General features: G+C 64.6%; 16 protein-coding genes. 13 read left to right on the top strand and 3 right to left on the bottom strand.

The window, feature by feature from the left end:
• Positions 1 to 252 precede the first annotated feature (252 nt).
• The gene (locus tag AB1384_05370; GenBank protein MEW6553697.1) at positions 253 to 1,773 is read right to left on the bottom strand and encodes a DUF2079 domain-containing protein; all 1,521 of its coding nucleotides are present in this window, start codon (positions 1,771 to 1,773) and stop codon (positions 253 to 255) included.
• Between the two features lie 534 nt (positions 1,774 to 2,307).
• Between AB1384_05370 and AB1384_05365 the strand changes: the two genes are divergently transcribed.
• From AB1384_05365 to AB1384_05310, 12 genes are all read left to right on the top strand, one after another.
• Complete coding sequence (locus tag AB1384_05365; GenBank protein MEW6553696.1) at positions 2,308 to 3,516, top strand: acyl-CoA dehydrogenase family protein; 1,209 nt, start codon at positions 2,308 to 2,310, stop codon at positions 3,514 to 3,516.
• 19 nt (positions 3,517 to 3,535) lie between these two features.
• A complete protein-coding gene (locus AB1384_05360; GenBank protein ID MEW6553695.1) occupies positions 3,536 to 4,804 on the top strand; it encodes an acyl-CoA dehydrogenase family protein in 1,269 nt (422 codons plus the stop codon).
• A 12-nt stretch (positions 4,805 to 4,816) separates the two neighbouring features.
• Positions 4,817 to 5,380 (top strand): hypothetical protein, encoded by a 564-nt coding sequence (locus tag AB1384_05355; protein ID MEW6553694.1) that lies wholly within the window; start codon positions 4,817 to 4,819, stop codon positions 5,378 to 5,380.
• Positions 5,381 to 5,390: 10 nt separating this feature from the next.
• Complete coding sequence (locus tag AB1384_05350) at positions 5,391 to 7,013, top strand: hypothetical protein (protein MEW6553693.1); 1,623 nt, start codon at positions 5,391 to 5,393, stop codon at positions 7,011 to 7,013.
• 13 nt (positions 7,014 to 7,026) lie between these two features.
• Complete coding sequence (locus tag AB1384_05345; GenBank protein ID MEW6553692.1) at positions 7,027 to 8,139, top strand: 2-hydroxyacyl-CoA dehydratase family protein; 1,113 nt, start codon at positions 7,027 to 7,029, stop codon at positions 8,137 to 8,139.
• A 13-nt stretch (positions 8,140 to 8,152) separates the two neighbouring features.
• Positions 8,153 to 9,553 (top strand): 2-hydroxyacyl-CoA dehydratase family protein, encoded by a 1,401-nt coding sequence (locus AB1384_05340; protein MEW6553691.1) that lies wholly within the window; start codon positions 8,153 to 8,155, stop codon positions 9,551 to 9,553.
• A 97-nt stretch (positions 9,554 to 9,650) separates the two neighbouring features.
• Positions 9,651 to 10,442 (top strand): acyl-CoA dehydratase activase, encoded by a 792-nt coding sequence (locus AB1384_05335; GenBank protein ID MEW6553690.1) that lies wholly within the window; start codon positions 9,651 to 9,653, stop codon positions 10,440 to 10,442.
• Positions 10,439 to 11,209, top strand: a complete 771-nt coding sequence (locus AB1384_05330) for an acyl-CoA dehydratase activase (GenBank protein ID MEW6553689.1) — start codon at positions 10,439 to 10,441, stop codon at positions 11,207 to 11,209. Before AB1384_05335 ends, AB1384_05330 begins: the two co-directional genes overlap by 4 nt.
• 157 nt (positions 11,210 to 11,366) lie before the next feature.
• The gene (locus tag AB1384_05325; protein ID MEW6553688.1) at positions 11,367 to 12,770 is read left to right on the top strand and encodes a 2-hydroxyacyl-CoA dehydratase family protein; all 1,404 of its coding nucleotides are present in this window, start codon (positions 11,367 to 11,369) and stop codon (positions 12,768 to 12,770) included.
• 102 nt (positions 12,771 to 12,872) lie between these two features.
• Entirely contained in the window at positions 12,873 to 13,208 is a 336-nt protein-coding gene (locus AB1384_05320) for a non-heme iron oxygenase ferredoxin subunit (GenBank protein MEW6553687.1), read from the top strand.
• Positions 13,209 to 13,359: 151 nt separating this feature from the next.
• Positions 13,360 to 15,009: a PocR ligand-binding domain-containing protein gene (locus AB1384_05315; protein MEW6553686.1), complete on the top strand. Its 1,650-nt coding sequence runs from the start codon at positions 13,360 to 13,362 to the stop codon at positions 15,007 to 15,009.
• A 6-nt stretch (positions 15,010 to 15,015) separates the two neighbouring features.
• Positions 15,016 to 15,669, top strand: a complete 654-nt coding sequence (locus AB1384_05310) for a response regulator transcription factor (GenBank protein MEW6553685.1) — start codon at positions 15,016 to 15,018, stop codon at positions 15,667 to 15,669.
• 71 nt (positions 15,670 to 15,740) lie between these two features.
• On the opposite strand, the gene AB1384_05305 is transcribed toward AB1384_05310, so the two are convergent.
• Both AB1384_05305 and AB1384_05300 read right to left on the bottom strand, forming a co-directional pair.
• Positions 15,741 to 16,901, bottom strand: coding sequence for a glycosyltransferase family 4 protein (locus AB1384_05305; GenBank protein ID MEW6553684.1), 1,161 nt, complete (start codon positions 16,899 to 16,901; stop codon positions 15,741 to 15,743).
• Between the two features lie 93 nt (positions 16,902 to 16,994).
• Complete coding sequence (locus AB1384_05300) at positions 16,995 to 17,777, bottom strand: NAD+ synthase (GenBank protein ID MEW6553683.1); 783 nt, start codon at positions 17,775 to 17,777, stop codon at positions 16,995 to 16,997.
• Between the two features lie 118 nt (positions 17,778 to 17,895).
• Between AB1384_05300 and AB1384_05295 the strand changes: the two genes are divergently transcribed.
• Positions 17,896 to 19,179 (top strand): nucleotide sugar dehydrogenase, encoded by a 1,284-nt coding sequence (locus tag AB1384_05295; protein ID MEW6553682.1) that lies wholly within the window; start codon positions 17,896 to 17,898, stop codon positions 19,177 to 19,179.
• Positions 19,180 to 19,212: the final 33 nt, after the last annotated feature.

Genomic DNA, 19,212 nt, shown 5'->3' with positions numbered 1-19,212 from the left:
CGGCAGGCCCGACGATATCTGTGATCTCGAAGGCCATCTCCTTGCCTGCTTTGCCGATCTTCGGTCTTCTCAGCCCAAGTTGCGTGCTTGTGTCCATCAATCCCAGCTTCCCCTTTTTTGACCTCAACATTGCATTATTAATGCAGAGCTATATAATCCTGGATCCTTGCGCTCCCCCCGTTTCCCCCGCTCGGGGTCAGCCCGCTCACGCGTGGCATTCTCTCACAGCGGGGTCAGCCCCCGTGGGATGGTCTATACCGGGAGGGGCTGCAGCTTCCCCTCTATATCGTATTCGGGCTTGATGGTGAAGACCACCCAGCCGTAGCCGAAGCGGTGGGCTTCGTAGCGCGGGTCGCGGTAGAGCCTGGCTATCTCCCACACCAGGGTGCGGCTGGTCAGTGGGTAGCAGTCGAGGAACTTGTTGAGGATGACGTACTCGGCCCCGTAGGTGTCCCCGTCGTACTGGAAGATGAGGTCGCGCTGGGACATATGGGGCACGACGATGTCCTGCGCGCACACCGAGGCGTCCTCCGGGATCATGCTGATGATGTCGTAGCCCATCTGCTCCATGCGGGGGTCCAACTGGTAGAACCAGGGGTTGAAGAGGGTCTTGGCCGAGCGCGTGAAGGTGAACGGTATGTTGACTAGCAGGATGAGCACGCAGATCGCGAAGACCATCTTGCGGTAGTCTATCTCGCGCCCGCGCCTGACCAGCCAGCGGTGCAGGCGGGGGACGGCGTCCAGCAGGGCGAAGATGAAGATGGGCGCGAAGACGGCGTTGTAGTGGCGCAGGATCTCCCAGTGGGGGTAGTAGTTGGAGAGCAGGCGCTCGAGCAGCGCCGGCACGGCCACGATGGAAAAGCCGCCGATGAGCGGCAGGAAGAGGAAGGGCGCCAGGATGAAGAAGAACAGCTTGGCCTTGTGATAGGGGACGAAGAGCTGCTTCACCCCTTCCCAGGGGTGCGTGATGAGGTACTTCACCACGCCGCCCCAGTCATCCCCCATATGGGAGTAATACTTGAAGTAAAAATAGTTGGTGCCCGAAGACAGGGGCGGCATTATGAGCCTGGTGACGGCGTAGAACCACCCCATGGAGATGGCGCAGGTGGCCCCGCCGATGAAGTACTTGCGGCGGAAGACGATCATGTACAGGCCTAGGAAGAAGACGAGCAAGGCCGTGGTCTCCTTCACCCACAGCAGCAGGGGTATGGTGCACATATAGCCGACCATGTTATCGCGGTCGATGAAGAAATAGGAGAGGGCCAGCACGGGGCCCAGGAAGGCCTCGGTGTGGAAGTCGAAGAAGATGAGCTCCATGGTCCCCCAGAAGATGAGGTAGGTGAGGGCCATGCACAGGGCGCAGAAGCGGCTCTCGAAGTCGCGCTTCACCACGTAGAAGACGGGCAGGGCCCCCAGGGCCACGATGACCGCCTGGTAGATGAGGAGCATGCGCGCGTCCGACCAGATCCAGTAGGCCGGCGCCACCAGGAAGAAGATGGGGTGGAAATGGTCGCCCCACAGCGAGGGCACCATGCGCACGGTGTTGAAGCCGAACTCGAAGTTGGATAGCTGCCAGGTATGCTGGTCGAAGATGCCCAGGTCCCAGCCGTGGGACTGGAAGTTCATGTGCTTGAGCAGCGAGATCATGCTGTAGAGGAGGATGAAGAAGAGTACCACGAGGTAGATGCCGTAGCGCCCCAGCCAGGCGCTGAAGCGCGGGTGCTTCTCCCGGAAGGACAGGAATCCTCCCCAGACCCAGTTGACCAGCCTCATCTTCCTCCCACTACCTCATCACGGCACGTTCAGGGCCAACCCCGGTCCATGCTACTTCCACCTAAATCCTTCAACGCGGTCGGCGCCAGCCCTTTAGACGGAGCTCGTGGCGAGAATGTCCCGGGGTTCTTCGCCGGGGCCTTCAGCGCTCCAAGCCATCGACCGGTACGGCGCGGTGGCATGCACTTGGCCTGGAAGCACGCTGAACGCATACCACTTGAGGATTCTTTCAGAAACGGCGCCGCCGCGTCAACTATCGCCGGCCGCCAACAGCTCGCGGTAGACCCGGATGACCCGCGGCACCTTCAGCCAGTGCCCTTCCGTGGCCGGTGATGGGGGATTACCCCCTCCAGAATCTAGGGCTTTCACCTATTGCCAGCTCAGCTGGGTAAATCATAGTATAACCATACTGTTTCGGCATGTTTGTACATATCGGCCGTACGAAAAAGAGGCATCGCAGCACTTCAAGCCACTACCAGTTCGTTTTCGCGTGTCCGCGGTCAGGGGCGGATTGGGATGAAGGGGAGGTAATCCATGAGCGAGCACGACATCTTTCCGTGTATGTACGAGTGGCTGAGCGACATGGACGTGTCGCTGGCCGGGAACCTCAAACGCTGGGCGGACAACGAGGTCATGGCCAAGCGGCTGGAGCTGAAGGAGAGCTACGAGCAGCTCCTGGAGCCCGCCATGCGCCAGCTCCTCCTGGAGATCGGGCTGCAGCGCCTGCTGTGGCCGGAGAAATACGGGGGCGACGGGCACAACAGCCCCAAGGCCGCCGTGACCATGGTCGCGGCCCTGGAACAGGTATCCCGCGGAGATACCTCCATCGCGATGCTGCTTTCCGGGATGTGGGCGCTGCAGAGCTGCGTGGCCATGGAGGGAAAGGAGAACGCCGAGGCCTGCGAGGCCCTCGCGGGGCTCTTCGGGTCCGAGGACACACTGGCCATCACCTCCCTGGTCCTGCCCCTCTTCCGCGACGAGCCCCAGGCGAAGGCGAAGCTCGCCAGGGGATCATGGTCGGTGGAGGCCGCGGATACGCGGCCGATGGCCTCCGGGGCGGACGCCGCCGTCTTCGGGGTGCTGTGCTCCCTGGACGGCTCCGGGGACGGGGTGGGCGTCATCGCCCTGCCCGCCGGGACGAACGGAATCAAGCAGGGCAAGCCTTTCCTCAAGACCGGCCTGGCCGCGGACCGCAACGCCCCCGTCAGCTTCGAAAAGGCCAAGGCCCCCGAGGGGATGCTGGTGGCAAGTGGCGAGGAGGCCTGCCGCGCCATGCTCTCCTGGCTCTACCTGGGCATCTCCGCCTCCACGGTGGGCGCCCTCTTCGCCGCCTACGAGATCCTCAAGGAATGGGGAGACAACCGCGTCATCAAGGGCAAGGGGCAGGTCTTCAAGAGCAACCCCATGACCTCCTCGGTCATGGCCGAGGTGGCCAAGGAGATCAGCGTGTCCCGCCTGCTCACCTGCGACCTGGCCCGCGTGCTGGCCGAGCCGGGCATCTACGGGCCGGCGGGGCAGGAGGGCAACTACGTACTCGCGGCCATGGTGGCCAACACCGTGACCCTGTCGGCGGAGAAGGCAATCGGCGGCGCCATGGAGATGATGGCCTCCGCGGGCTACGCCTCGGAGTGGAACCTCGAGCGCTACTGGCGCGACACCAAGACCATGCAGCTCTGCCTGGGCCCCTACGAGCTGGCCAAGATGGACTACGCGCGCTACTTCTACCAGTCCCAGGCCAGATGAGAGGAGAAAGGAGCTGAGCATGAGGACCATAGATGATTTCACCCGGCCCCTGGAGAACATCTCTCCCATGGATGATCCCCTGGGCAGGATCGTGCGCGACTGGGCCGAGAAGTACGTCATACCCTACCGGCGCAAGTTCGACGAGGACTACGCCGAGCACAGGCTCATCGAGCCGGCCTTCGACAAGCTCATGGGCGAGATGGGACTGCAGCGGGTGCTCTTCCCCGAGGACCTGGGGGGCTGGGGCTTCGGCCGCTCCGACCACGTCGGCACCTCCATGTACCGCATCATGGAGGAGGTGGCCCGGGCGGACTCCGGCATGGCCGTGGCCTACGGCGTCGTCTACTGGCCGCTGCTGATGATCGCGGTAGAGCCCCATGTGAACTACGAGCTGTGCGCGGAGTTCGCGCCCATGTTCTGCGAGACCGACAAGGCCGTCTTCGCGGCCAATGCCATGACCGAGCCCCAGGGGGGGTCGGACATCGAGAACATGGATATCCTGGGCGGCTCCACCATCCAGACCACGGCGGTGCTGGACGGCGACGAATGGGTGATCAACGGCCACAAGCTGTGGCCGACCAACTCCGGCGGGGTGTGCAACCTCTTCGGCGTGGTGTGCACCACCAACCCCGGATCGCGCGATGTCAACGATTTCGCCTTCATCTTCGTGCCCGCCGATACCCCCGGGTGCACCCAGGGACCGCCCTACCAGAAGGCGGGCATGGCGGCGGACAAGAACGGCGACATCTGGTTCGAGAACGTGCGCGTGCCCAAGTCGTACCGCGCCCACGGGCCGGGGCTCGACGCCCTGTACTTCAAGGAGATGGTGACCCTGGGCAACATGGCCTCGACCGCCTTCGTGGGGGGAGTTCTGCTCAACGTCTTCGAGCGGCTGTACGAGTTCGTCACCGAGACGAAGTACAAGGGCCAGCCCTTGAAGGAACACGACGCCGTGGCCGCCCAGCTGGCCGACATCGCCAGGGACACGGAGATCGTCCGTATCGTCGGATACCAGAACGCCCGCATGAACGACCGGACCGACATCTACGGCCCGCGCTGGAGCGACGAGCAGGTGGCCAAGGCGAGGCTGTACAAGTACTGGTCCGCCGATGTGGGCATGAGGACCGTGGGCAAGGCCATGAACCTCATGTCCAACTACGGCGCGGACCGCGACTGGGACATCGAGAAGCACTGGCGCGACCTGAAGATCGTGCAGCTCTGGCTGGGCGGCAAGCAACTCGGGCAGGCTGAGGTGGCGCGCTGGTTCTGGGACCTCGAGACGGTGTAGGTGGTGGCGCGTATGACCGAGATGACCCTGGAGAAGCGCGGCGCGTCGGAGCGCCTCTTGAGGGAGCTCATCAAGAGCCCCAAGTTCAAGGCCAGCGCGAAGATGTTCCTGGCCAACATCGACCCGGAGACGGCGAAGGGACTGGCCAATGCCCTGATGTGGGAGGACGTGGAGTTCTTCATGGGCACCGTCTCCGCAATGCCGGCGCTGGTAAATTTCCTTGTGGCGCTGGGCCGGGAAGTCACCGCACAGCTGAACACGTTCCCCCCTCCCATGCTCATCGCCTTCATGTCGCAGATGGTGCAAGGCCTCGACTTCGAGGCCATGAGGGAGGCGGTGGTGGAGTTCAAGGCCGTGCTCGACCGGCTGGAGCCGGTGGTGGAGGAGCTGAAGGAGGCCTCCTCCGGCGTGGTGGCCGCGGTCGGAGCGGGTGAGGACGGCAAGACGGCCAAGGCCGCCGCGGCCGCAAGGCCGGCGGGCGCGAGCAAGACCGCTGCCAGGAAGCCGGCCGCCAAGAAACCGGCCGCGAAGAAGACCGGCGGCACGGGCAAGCCCGGCGCGGCAGGGAAGGAATGAGGTGTTGCCGATGGTAGACCAGATCGATATCGAGAAGCTCGCGGAACAGGAGGGAGGGGCGGGGAGCGGCAGTTACAGCGCGCTGCCGGGTCTCGTGCGCGAACTCATCCGCACCCCCGGCTTCAAGGAACTGCTGCTTATCCACCTGCGGGACATCAACCCCGACAACGCCGGGGAGCTGGTGAAGGCGTCTCTCTGGGAGGACGTCGCGTTCTCCATGAGCGTGCTGGGCGCCTCGCCGAAGATGGTCAACTGGATCACCGAAGCCCTCATCGAGCTGGGGGTGCAGCTGAACAACTTCACCCTGGACATCCTGCGCGACTTCCTGGTCAAACTGGGCCAGGACCTGGACATCGAGAAACTGCGGTCGCTCCCAGACGCCTACGCGCCCCTGGTCAACCAGCTGTTGCTGGAGGACCGCAAGGCCCTGGACGGGCTCATCGCCGGCCTGGGGGTCATCGCCGGGGAGATGATGCAGGCCGGTGAGCGCACCTGGCGCAAGATCTGGAACACGGCCGACTTCGGCAAGATACGCGTGGGCCTCACCGCGCACCTGGAGGGGCGCCGCGAGGAGCTGCAGGGCGAGGCCGGGCTCTTCAACCCGGTGGCCATCTCCAACCTGCTGGGCGTGGTGCCCCCGCTGGCCAACTTCACGCTGCGGGTCACGACCAGGGCGCTGCAGGCGCTGAACCTTCCGGCGGAGATCCTGGCCAACGCCGTCTTTCAACTGCTGGAGGACATCGACATGGCGGAGACCGGAGGGCTGGTCAACGCCCTGGCCGGGTTCGTTAACGCGCTGCACCGCGGCAACCTGGTGCTGGGACGCGACGAGCCCCGCTTCAAGGAGGTGTTTAGCCGCGTCAGCCGCGACCTGGTGGAAAACGTGGACGGCGAGGCCTTCAAGAACATGCTCCTCGCCCTGAAGGATGACGGGGCGGTCATCGGTTCGGTGATCTCCGACTACGTTTACGCCACCCCGGAGGCCACCGCGCAGGTGGTGAGGGGGGTGTACCTGGCCGTCGGGGCCGGGCTGCGCGCCACCGCCGAGACCTTCCGCCGCTTCTCCGAGATGCCGGAGGAAGCCATCGGGGCCTTCATCGACAGCTACGAGGAAGCCATCGACATGCGCGAAGTGGCCAGGATCATCAACTACGGCGCCGTTTACATGAACAAGGTATTCGAGGCCAGGCCGGGCGAGCTGGCGCGGCACACGGGCAGGATGCTGGCGGGCCTGGACACCGAGGAGCTGGTAGCGGCGGGCAAGACGGCCGCGCTGCAGGTGGCCGGGGCCGCCCTGGCCGACCCCACGATAAAGGCGGCCATGGAGCCGGAGGCGGTGGGGGAGATGATAAACGCCGGGCTGGCGGCCTTCAACCGCTTCGCGTGGCAGAACCCCGGCGTCATGGCCGACAAGGCGGCGCGCTTCCTGGCGGTGGTGGACACGGACCAGCTGGTGCTGGCCGCGGGCGAGCTGGCCGGGGCCGGGATCAAGGCCCTGATGAAAAACCCGGAAGTGGTGCGCAAGGCCCTCAAGCCGTTGGCCAAGCCGGCGATGATGGCGGCGGGTGCCGGAGCGGCCGCGCTGGCGGGACTGGCCGCCACCGTCCTGGTCGTCCGCAAACTGAGGAAGTAAGGGGGAGGTCGGCATGACGACTCTGCAGAGGCAATCGACGGACCTCGAAACGGATTACGTGCGTGACTGGAAGAAGAAGGGCGGCAAGGTGCTCGGTTACGCCTGCGTGGCCACGCCGGTGGAGATCATCGAGGCAGCGGGGGTCCTCCCTTACCGCATCAAGGCCTTCGGGCACCCCGACACCGAGCTGGGCGACGCCTACCTGGCCCGCTTCAACTGCCGTTTCTGCCGCTCCTGCCTGCAGCTGGGCCTGGAGGGTTCTTACGACTTCCTCGACGGCCTGGTCGAGACCAACGGGTGCGACCACCTGCGCGGCATGTTCGAGAACTGGCAGCACGTGAAGGAGTACGACTTCTTCCACTACCTCAAGGTGCCGCACTTCCTGCGCGACGACTCCCTGGAGTACTTCACCGAGGAGCTGGCGCTCATGCGCGACGCGGTGGCGGCCTTTGCCGGCAGGGAGATAACCGACGACGACCTGCGCGCGGCCATCGACACCTATGACGAGGTCAACGCGAAGCTGAAGCGGCTCTACGCCCTGCGCGAGCAAGTGCCGCCCGCGGTGAGCGGGGCCGAGGTCATGGAGCTGGTTTGTACCGGCTCGTCGATGATGGGAGCGGACTTCGCGGCCATGCTGGACGAGGTGCTGGCGGAGAAGGAGAACGCCAGGGTGAGCGGCTACAAGGCGCGCCTGATAATCATGGGCAGCGCCACCGACGAGGTGGACCTCATCGCGGACATCGAGTCCACCGGGGCGCTCATCGCGGCCGACGCCCTCTGCTTCGGCTCGCGCGCCTTCTGGAACCGCGAGGGCGAGGACGGCGACCCCCTGCGCCTGCTGGCCGAGCGCTACCTGGGACACCTCTTCTGCCCGCGCATGTTCACCGACTACGACCGGCGCATCGCCTACATCCTGGACACCGCGGAGCGGGCGGGCGTGGACGGGGCCATCATCACCTACAACAAGTTCTGCGACCTGCACGGGGTGGAGGCGGTCTCGCAGCGCATGGACCTGGAGAAGGCGGGCATCCCCGTGCTGGTGCTGGAGAAGGACTACGGCTCGCAGGCGGACACGGGGCGCATCAAGACCCGCGTGCAGGCCTTCCTGGAGAGGCTGGGAAAGTAAGGGGGTGGCTCGCATGGGCAAGATGGAGATAAGGAAGAGGGAGGGTCTCATCGACCGGGCATTCGAGACCTTTTCAATCATCGACTACCTGCCCGACGACATGACCGACGACGAGCTGGAGGGCATCATCCACGTACTGCCGGGAGACCTGAAGAAGACCATGCAGGCCTTCCTGGCGCCGCGCATCAGGAAGACGAGCATCCTCTTCTTCAAGAGGATGAACGAATGGTTGAAGGGCGCCTACCGCACCAAGCAGGAGGGGGGGAAGGTCTTCCTCGTCCCCTTCAACTTCCCGCCGGAGACGGTCTACCTCTTCGAGGGGGCCTGGCCGGTGACCAGCGAGGTCCTCTCCACTCTGGGCGTGCTGGCGCTGGAGGGGCAGGGCGAGAGGTACTGGGACTACGCCATGGGGCTGGGGCTGCCGGACTTCGCCTGCTCGGCGAACATGATCGAGGTGGGCTCCGTGCTCACGGAGGCCGACTTCATGCCGGACGTGATCATCAGCGACTGCTTCGGCTCCTGCGACATCAACTCCAAGACCCACGAGTTCCTGGCCCGCTGCATGGACATCCCCCTGCTCTACCTGGAGAAGCCGGTGGACAACAGCCAGCGGGGCATCGAGCAGTACTACAGGTACTTCTTCAAGCTGGTGGAGGAGATGGAGGATTTCCTGGGTCAGAAGCTGGACGAGGACAGGATGCGTGAAGTGCTGGGCCTCGCCAACCAGGCCTCGGAGCTGTACTGGGAGTACTGGGACCTGCACAAGTTCAGGCCCTGCCCGGTGCCCAACCTCTTCTCCCTCATGACCTACGGGACCCGCTTCACCAAGTGGGGCACGCAGGACGCGGTGGACATCATGCGGTCCATGGTGGACACCTGCAAGAAGAGGCTGGAGAGGGGCGAATACCCGGCAGAGCAGGAGGTAGCCCGCAGCCTGTGGACCTATACCAGTTACTACTACGACATGGCGGGCCTCTTCAACTGGATGGAGGAGAACGGCATCACCCACCTGGGAGACGGGCTGGACCTGGTCTTCCCCATGGCCATCGACCTTACCTCGCGCGAGACCATGCTGCGCGGGGTGGCGGAGACGGCGCGCAACATGCCCATGACGCGGCAGATGGGGGCGGATTCCATGTCTGTGCAATGGCTCGACGATATAACCTTCGCCTCGCGGGAACTTGACGCCGACTGCTGCATCTACTGCGGGCACCACTCGTGCAAGCAGACCTGGAGCGGGGCTTCGGTGGTCCGCAGTGAGCTGATGAAACGGGAGAAGATACCGACGCTGATCCTGCAGGGCGACTCGTGGATAAAGAGGATGACCCCCATCAGCGTTCTGCAGGAATCCATAGATGAGTTCGTGAAGAACGTGGTGAGGACGGAAGGCACACCCACCCGCAAGGTGGGCTGAAGCCGCGGGCCGAGGGGTCACGCCCGGAGATCGGCCGGAGCGGGCCGCAAGGAAGTGATTAACAGGCAGGCAATACGATAGCGCAGGGAGGTATGAGATGTATTATGGCGGCATAGACGTTGGCTCGCTGACCGCGCAGGCGGTGCTCATCAACGGCAAGGGCATCCACGCCTACAAGAGCATGGGGGTGAAGCCCAACCCGGTGCAGTCGGCCAAGGCGGTGGTGGACATGCTCATCCAGGAGGAGAACGTGCCCTGGAGCCAGGTGAAGTTCTGCGTCAGCACCGGGTACGGCCGCGAGCAGGTGCAGGCGGAAGGGCTCTCCCAGGACAACATGAGCGAGATATCATGCCACGGCATGGGGGCCTCTTTTCTGGTCCCAGAGGCACGCACGGTGATCGACATCGGAGGGCAGGACGCGAAGGTCATACGCATCGGCCCCGGCGGCGAGCTCATCGACTTCGTCATGAACGACAAGTGCGCGGCGGGGACGGGGCGCTTCCTGGAGGTGCAGGCGCGCACCCTGGGGCTGTCCCTGGACGAGCTGGGCACGGTCTCCCTGGGGGCGGAGAAGGTGCTGGAGCTCTCCAGCCGCTGCAGCATATTCTGCGAGACCGAGGTCCTGCACTACCTGCAGCGCGGCCACTCCAAGGCGGACATCGCGGCCGGGGTGAACCGCGCCATGGCCGAGCGCGTCGCCGCCCTGGTGCGCCGCGTGGGCCTGGAGAAAGAGGTGACCATGAGCGGGGGCGTGGCCAAGAACGTGGCGGTGCGCGCGGAGCTGGAGCGCATGCTCAACGTCAGGCTGATCAAGTACGGCGCAGACTCGCAGATCGTGGGGGCGCTGGGCGCGGCCCTCATGGCCAGGCGCATGGGAGGCAACTCATGAAATACCTGGGACTGGATATAGGCAGCCTCTACACCAAGGCGGTGGTCATCGACGGCGACGAACTGCTGGCGTCAAAGGTCATCGACACCACCGGGAACGTCGCCGAGGAGGTGGAGGTACTGGTGGACGAGGTGCTGGCGGCGGCGGGGGTCTCCCGGGACGAGCTGGCCGGCATCGGCGTCACCGGGCGCGGGTCCGACATGGTGGACTTCGGCGACGTCAAGCGCGACGACATCTCGTGCCTGTGCGAGGCGGTGAGCCGCCTGGTGCCCGGCGCCAACCTGGTGCTGGACATCGGGGGGCAGAGCGTGACTTCCATCCTCCTGGACGAGGAGGGCGGCGTGGTGGACTTCATGCGTAACGACAAGTGCGCCTCGGGTTCCGGGAAGTTCCTCACCGTCATGGGGGCGGCCCTGGGATGCCCGGCCGACGGGCTGGACGAGATGGCCGCGCGTTCCACCAACAAGGTTCCGGTGAGTTCGCAGTGCGGCGTCTTCGTGGAGAGCGAACTCATAACCCATGTCAACGAGGGGGTAGAACCGGCGGATATCATGGCGGGGATATGCGAATCCGTGGCCAAAATAATGATATCGCAGGCGCTGAAGTTCGGCTTCCAGGACGATTACACCTTCACCGGTGGGGTGGCCAAATACCAGTCGGTGACGGGGCCGGCGCGGGAGAAGATAAGGGGCGAGTTCCACTCCTTCCCCTTCGACCCGCAGCTGGCGTGCGCCATCGGAGCCGCCATCTCCGCCGAGGAGGAATAAAGGATGGGGTCAGCCCCTGACATGTGACATTTCTTTGGTTCGGACGGGCGGGATAACGTATGCTGGTGTGATGATGTCACACGTCAGGGGCTGACCCCGGGGGGACGGAGCGACGGGCGGGGCTTGATCGGGGGGAGGGAGAAAGGAAGTAGCGCCAATGGCAAAGAGAGAGTTCAAGGACTACGAGGGCCTGGTCAACCGGTCCATGGGCATCTACGGGCTGCTCAAGCACTTCCCGGACGACATGAGCGACGAGGAAGTGGAGGGCATCCTCCACGTCCTTCCCAAGGACATGTCCAGCGCCATCAGCGCGGTGTTGGCGCCACGCATCCGTAAGACCAGCATCGCGCTTCTCAAGGGTATGCAGCACTGGTTCGACGGCGCCGCGGAGGCCAGGGCGAGGGGCAAGAAGATCATCCTCGTGCCCTTCAATTTCCCCCCGGAGTTCGTCTACTGCTTCGAGAACGCCTACCCGCTGACCAGCGAAGTCCTCACCGTGTCGGGAGTGGCGGCGCTGGAGGGACAGGGCGAGAGGTACTGGGACTTCGCCATGGGGCTGGGCCTCCCAGACTACCTCTGTTCCTCCAACACCATCGAGCTGGGCTCGGCCCTCACCGGGGCCGACTTCGAGCCCGACGCGGTCATCTCGGCCGCCCCGGGCAGCTGCGACGCCAACTCCAAGATCCACGAGTTCGTGGCGCGCTACATCGGCGTACCGCAGTTCATCCTGGACAAGCCGGTGGACGATTCGCCGCGGGGGCGCAGGGCCTACCGCACCTACTTCCGCCGGTTGGTCAGGGACATGGAGGAGTTCGTGGGCGAGGAGCTGAACGAGGACCATATGCGCGAGGTCCTCTCCAGGGCCAACGAGGCCACACAGCTCTACTACGACCTGTGGGAGCTGCGCAAGATCCGCCCCAACCCCTGCCCCAACCTCTTCACCCTCTACGCTTACGCCGTGCGCTACGTACTGTGGGGGACGGAGGTGGGCCTGGATATCCTGCGCATGATGATCGACACGGTGAAGGAGAGGATGGAGAAGGGGCTGTACCCCGCGCAGGAAGAGGTGGCGCGCTGCTTCTGGATCTACACCTATTATTACTGGGACTGGTACGGTTTCTTCAACCGCATGGAGGAACGGGGCATCACCGTCCTGGGTGACCTGCTGGGTTCCTTTTTCTTCCAGCCCGTGGACCTTTCCTCCAAGGACACCATGATCGACGGTCTGGCGGACACCTGCTGGGACTATGCCATGACGCGGCAGGTAGGGGCGGAGTCCATGAGCGCGCAGTGGGCGGACGATATCGCCTACTGGACCTCGCAGCTCGATGCCGACGCTTGCATCTATTGCGGGCACCACTCATGCAAGCAGACCTGGAGCGTGTTCTCGGTGGTGCGCAGCGAGATCATGAAACGCTCCAAGCTGCCGACGCTCATGCTGCAGGGTGACTCCTGGATCCGCAGGATGCTGCCCATGAGCGCGATGGACGAACAGATCGACGAGTTCGTGGGCAGCGTGCTGAAGGGGAAGAGGACCACCCCTGCCACACAAGTGGGCTAGGGGTCTTGTCCTCGTTCTTAAGCTCCACGCCCGAAGCGCAACCCATTGGTGCCACAATAGGGGAATTGAAGAATGAAGATACGGCCCCATGGGAGGTATTGCATGGGCTCATACATAGAGGTAGCGTCAGTCAGTGACCTGGAGGACGGCGGGCTCAGGAAGGTCAAGGCCGGCGGCCGGGCCGTAGTGCTCGCCCGGGTGGGAGACAACTACTACGCCGCCTCGGACAGCTGCCCCCACCAGGGGGGCTCCCTGTCCATGGGGAGACTCAACGGTACCGTGATCACCTGTCCCTTCCACGGCGCGCGTTTCGACCTGGCCGGCGGCAGCGTGCTCCACTGGGCGGGACTGGAGGAGAAGCCGCCCAGGAAGGCCAGGCCCTTTGTGACCTACGAGGTCAAAGTGGAGGACGGCCGCATCTACGTCTCTCTCGGATAGGATTTGGAAGGATGGGGTCAGCCCCTGACATGTGACATTTTTCGTTCGTGAAACGTATGCTGGTTGTGAAAACGTCACATGTCAGGGGCTGACCCCAAACGCACCGGTGCCCCGGGTATAATCAAGGTGTAAAAGGAAACGAGGCTTGATCATGGCGGTGCAGGAGCTGCTGGAGGAACTGGCGGAGAGGCTGTTCATCAGCGCGGACAGCCCGATTAGCTCCGCCCTCGATCTGCTCAAGGACGGCGCGGTTCTGCGCGTATCCGCCCCGGGGGGGTGCGCCGCCGGCAGGAAGAAGAACGGGGAGATCGGCCTCATCGACCCCCAGAAAGCAACTCCCCTGTTCGAGATCCACTTCGTGGACCCCGGCGACCTGGAGGCCTTTAAGGACGTTACCACCGCGGCTGAGTTCGGGGATCTCTTCCTGGCCATGGTCCGCGACGAGAGGCTCCGGCTGGACATGCTCCTTCCCTTCATGGAGCTGTGGACCATGGGGGTAGGGCTGTTCCTGCAGGAGATAGGCATCCTCTCGGCCCCCTCCGCCTATACGGAGCTCATCCGCCCGCTGCAACTGCGCGAGATCGCATTCTCCGAGGTCCTCGACGTCAAGTACCTGCAGAACCTGGTGAACGAGCTGGCGGAGATCACCGGCGTCCGCCTGTGGGTACTGGACATGAACAGCATGCCGGTTGTGGTGAGCGTGGCCGGGGGCGAGCACTGCAAGCTGATCATCGACTCCCTGGAGGGCGTGATGCGCTGTTACAACTCCGCCATAGGCGGCCTCGCGGAGCTGAAGAGGAACCTTAAGCCGAGGGTGCGCATCTGCCACGCGGGATTCATCTGCTTCGACGCCCCCCTCATCCTGGGCGGGGAGATGGTGGGGATGATCAGCGGGGACGCCTCGCTCATGGAGCCCGCGGATCCCGAGAAGTACCGCCGGCTGGCGGAGGAGCTGGGCGTGGACCCCGAGCCCCTGCTGGCCTCACTTTCGCAGGTGCGCAACGTGAACATCGAGGAGGTCGAGTTCCTGCTCTCCGTGGTCAACGCCATCGCGCAGGTGCTGACGGAGATGAGCTTCAAGCAGTACCTGCTCTCGGAGCAGATCAAGGAGAACACCGATCTCACCCGGAAGTTGTGGTTCAAGAACACGGAGCTCAAGGCGCTCTTCCAGTCTTTCGTGGAGATCCAGGAGCGGGAGCGGGCGGCGGTGGCGCGGGACCTGCACGACGACACCGGGCAGAACCTGACCAACGCCCTGGTCAACCTGGAGCTGGCGCTGAGCGAGGAGGGCACGCCGGAGGACATGCGACAGCACATCGAGTCCGCTTCGTCATCCATCTCCAAGGTGGTGAAGCAACTGCACGACCTGTCGGCGTCCCTGCACCCGCCGGTCCTGGACGACCTGGGGCTAAGCGAGGCGTTGCGCAACCTGGTACGGCGCCTCAACGCCGACCACGGCATCGAGTTCTCGCTGGTGACCGCCGGTGTGGAGGGGGAGCTGCCGGGCGAGACCAAGATCAACCTCTACCGCATCGTACAGGAGGCATGCAACAACATCATCAAGCACTCCGGGGCCAGCGAGGCCATGGTGAGGTTCAGCCGCAATGCGGACGGCATAGAGCTGGTGATAAGCGATAACGGTCGCGGTTTCGAGGCGCCTCCAGAGGACGACGTGGTGCACCTGGGGATGGTGAACATGCGCGAACGGGCGGAACAGATAGGCGGGACCTTCGAGTGCCCGCCATGTGAGCGCGGCGTGACCATAGCCGTCCACCTGCCCCTGGAAGCGCCGCGGGAGTGATGCGCGATGCCGGACGCCAAGGGTGAGAGGATAAGGGTGCTCCTGGCCGACGACCACGCCATCCTGCGCGAGGGGCTCGCGTCCCTCATCGAGAAGCAGCAGGACATCCTGGTGGTGGGGGAGGCGGAGGACGGAAGCGAGTGCCTGGAGAGGACCGCCACGCTCATCCCCGACGTAGTGGTGCTGGACATCAAGCTCCCGGGGATGTCCGGTATCGAGGTATGCAAGCAGCTCAAGGCGTCCCACCCCCTGATCAAGGTGATCATGCTTTCCATGTACGAGGACTACGAATACGTGAACCAGGCGTTGCAGGCGGGCGCCGACGGCTACCTGCTGAAGAAGGTGGCCAGCTCCGAACTGGTTAGCGCCGTGCGCAAGGCCTACCAGGGCGAGAAGACCTTCAGCCCGCAGGTCCTGGACATGATCGTCGCCTCCGTGCGGGGGGAAGGCGCCCCAGCGGCGAAACCCTCGCCCATCGAGATGCTGACCTCGCGCGAGAAGGACGTCCTCTCGCTGATGAGCGAGGGGATGAGCAACAAGCAGATCGCCGCAAGGCTGTTCGTGTCGCCGAAGACGGTGGAGAAGGTGATCTCGGGCGTCTACCGCAAGCTGGGCGTCAGCTCGAGGACGGCCGCGGTGAAGCTCTTCCTCAGCTCCTAATGGTATCAGCCCCTGACATGTGACATTTTCAATAGCGGTATCTTCTTCAATCTTGTCAGAACGAGAAAATGTCACATGTCAGGGGCTGACCCCGCCAGGCGGAGGTATTCCCCGTAGATCTTGTCTCGCATGACCGCGTGGTCGAACTCCCGCGCCACCTTCTTGCGCGCCCGCCCCGTGTATTTGGCAACGGCCTCGGGGGCGTCGAGGTAGAAGCTCACCGCTTCTGCGAGTTCCACGGGGTCGCGGTCCTCGACCAGTATACCGTCCTTGCCGTCCTCGACGATGTCCCTAGGGCCGCGCACCCGGCACGCGACCAGCGGCACCCCGGTGGCCATGGCCTCGATGAGGGTCACCCCGAACCCCTCCCGCGACGAGGGGAGCACGTAGATGTCGAAGATGCGGTAGAAACGTTCGGGGTCGGAGCGGTATCCGGTGAAGATGATGCGTCCGGCGAGGGCGGGCGCCGGTCCGGAGGCGAGCCGGCGCAGGCGTTCCGGCTCCCGCGGTTCCATGGAGGAATCTCCCACCATGACCAGGTAGATATCGCCACGCCCGGATGTCAGGCGCGCAGCGGCTTCCACCATCACGTCCAGGTTCCGTTCCCGCTTGATCTCGCCGAGGTACCCCAGGACCGTCGCCTCCGTCGGGATACCCAGCTCGTCCCGGAGTCCGTCGTCCTCCCCCGGTCGGAAACGCTCCAGGTCCACCCCGTTGTATATAAGTTTAGCCTTGAGCGGGCTCACGATCCTCTTGGCCGCGGCCAGGGCCAGGTCGTCGGTGTTGACGAAGATGACCAGGTGGCAGCGCTTGCCGGCAAAGCGTTCCGCCTTGGTCACCAGCCACCGCCTCGGGCCCGAGGAGCGGTGGGAGAAGTAGAAACCGTTACAGGTGTGGATGACCGCGGGGACCCCAAGCTTCCAGGCGGCGGTCCTCCCCAGTACGCCGTCCTTGGGATTGTGGGTATGAACGATGTCGTAGCCGCCTTCGCGGATGAGTGACTTGAGGCGCCGGTAGGCCTTGAGGTCCTGCAGGGGAGTGACGCTGCGGGTGATGGGCAGATCGTGCACGACGAGGCCGGCCCCGCGCAGCCTGTCCTCGAAGGTGGTCACCCGGCAGGCAACGTGCACCTCGTGGCCCTGCTCCACCAACCAGCGGAAGACCGGCAACATGTAGGGAGAGACGGCAAAACGGTCGAGATTGCACACCTCGAGGACCTTGAGCTTCTCCATGCCTTCATTATAGTGATGGGGTCAGCCCCTGACATGTGACATTTACGGTTCACGAGATCGAATGGCCACGACCAGATATACAAATGTCACATGTCAGGGGCTGACCCCCCCACAGGAGGGGGGCATGCAGCGCTTGAAGGAGGATGCCTCCACCATGTCCCGCACCTTGCGGACGAGGGCAGGCCCGAACCCGTCCGCCTCCAGTTCCGCATCGCCGTGGCCCAGGTCGATCATGGCGTAGAGCAGGCGGTCCACCTCGTCGTAGGTGAGGCCCATCTCCCCTTCGTCGGTCTGTCCCTGCCAGAGGTCCGCGGAGGGGGGCTTGCCGACGATGCGCGCGGGAACCCCGAGGGCGCCCGCAAGCTGCCTGACCTGCGTCTTGTAGAGGTCGCCCAGGGGGGTGAAGGCGCAGGCCATGTCCCCCCACAGGGTGGTGTAGCCCAGCAGGGCCTCGGTGCGGTTGCCGGTGCCCAGCACCAGGGCGTCCCGCGCAGCCGACTGGTCGTAGAGCACCGCCATGCGCGTGCGCGCCATGTAATTGCCGCGCCGCTTGCGGTCGGCCTCGGGCAGGCGGTCGAAGTAGGCGTCGACCATGGGGGTGATGTCGATTATCCTGTGGGCGATCCCCAGTTCAGACGCGACCAGCAGCGCGTCCTTGGTGCTCTGCGGGTCGGTGGTCTTATAGGGCATGAGGAACGCGGTGAGGTTGTCCCTCCCCAGGGCGCGCTCGGCGAGGTATGTGGAGACGGCGGAGTCCAGCCCCCCGGAGAGCCCCACCACCAGCCGCGACCTGCCCGCCGCAGCGGTGCGCTCGCGGATGAAACCGAGGATGTGAGGGAGCGCCTCCTCCGGGTCCAGTACGGGCACTTCTAACACCCCATGACCTCCCGTATCGTGATCGGGCGCGTCCCCTCACACGCGCGCTTTTACCGCCTCCCAAATGATAACATATAGGCAATCAGGCAGAAGGACGGCCGGTTAGACGGGAGGTGGCATGGGGCTCAGAGAGTCTATAGAGGACCGCAGCGCGCTGGTGGGCGTCATCGGCTTGGGATACGTCGGCCTCCCCCTGGCGCTGCAGGCGGGGTGCGCGGGCTTCAGGGTGACGGGGCTGGAGCGGGACGGCGATAAGAGATGCCGCCTGGCCCGGGGCGATGCCCTCTACGAGGGGCTTGACGACGCCAGGCTCAAAGAGCTGCAGGCATCGGGAAGGTTCGAGGTCACCGGAGATGCGGGTGCCCTCGCCTCCTGCGATGTGATATGCGTGTGCGTCCCCACCCCACTCTCCAAGACCCGCGATCCCGACCTGGGCTTCATCCGCGAGGCGACACGGCAGATAAGGGATGTCCTCGGCGCCGGGCGAGGGCCCAAGCTGGTCATCGTGGAGTCCACCTCCTACCCGGGGACCACGCGGGAGGTCGTCCTGCCCATCCTCGAGGAGAACGGGGCGGAGCTTTGCGAGGATTTCTTCCTGGCCTACTCGCCCGAGAGGGTCGATCCCGGCAACGAGAGATGGGGCATCGCCAACACCCCCAAGCTGGTGGGAGGGATGTGCGAGAGGTGCACGGAGCTGGCTCGCCTCTTCTACGGCTCTTTCGTGGAGCGGACGGTGGAGGTGAGTTCGCCCGAGGTCGCGGAGATGGCCAAGATCCTGGAGAACATCTTCCGCGGCGTGAACATCGCGCTGGTGAACGAGCTGTGGATGCTCTGCGAGCGCATGGGCCTGGATGTGTGGGAGGTCATCGAGGCCGCCGCCACCAAGCCCTTCGGCTTCATGCCCTTCTGGCCGGGGCCGGGGCTCGGCGGCCACTGCATCCCCGTGGACCCCTTCTACCTGGCATGGAAGGCGCGGGAATACGACTTCCAGACCGAGTTCATAGAGCTGGCCGGCAAGGTCAACGTGAACATGCCCTACTTCGTGAGCGGGCTGGTGGTGCGGGAGATCAACCGCCAGGGCAGGAGCGTCAAGGGCGCGCGGGTGCTGGTGGTGGGGGTGGCCTACAAACCGGACGTGGGCGACACGCGCGAGACCCCGGCCGCGAAGCTCATGGAACTGCTCGGGGATGCGGGGGTGGACGTGGCCTACCATGACCCTTTCGTCCCCTCGTTCAGCCTGGGCGAAGCGGCACTGCGCAGCGTGGAACTCACCGACGACACCCTGAGGGACTGCGACTGCGTGGTCATCGTCACCGCCCACAGCGGCGTCGATTACGGACTCATCGCGCGTTCCGGGGTGCCCGTACTGGACACCCGCAACGTCCTGCGCAAACTGCCATAGCGGCACGCCGGTCAACATGGGGTCAGCCCCTGA

This window comes from Actinomycetota bacterium (genome assembly GCA_040757835.1).
Classification (GTDB): domain Bacteria; phylum Actinomycetota; class Geothermincolia; order Geothermincolales; family RBG-13-55-18; genus SURF-21.
Note: the sequence above shows the minus strand (reverse complement) of the source record. Positions and strands in the feature narration are given on the sequence as shown.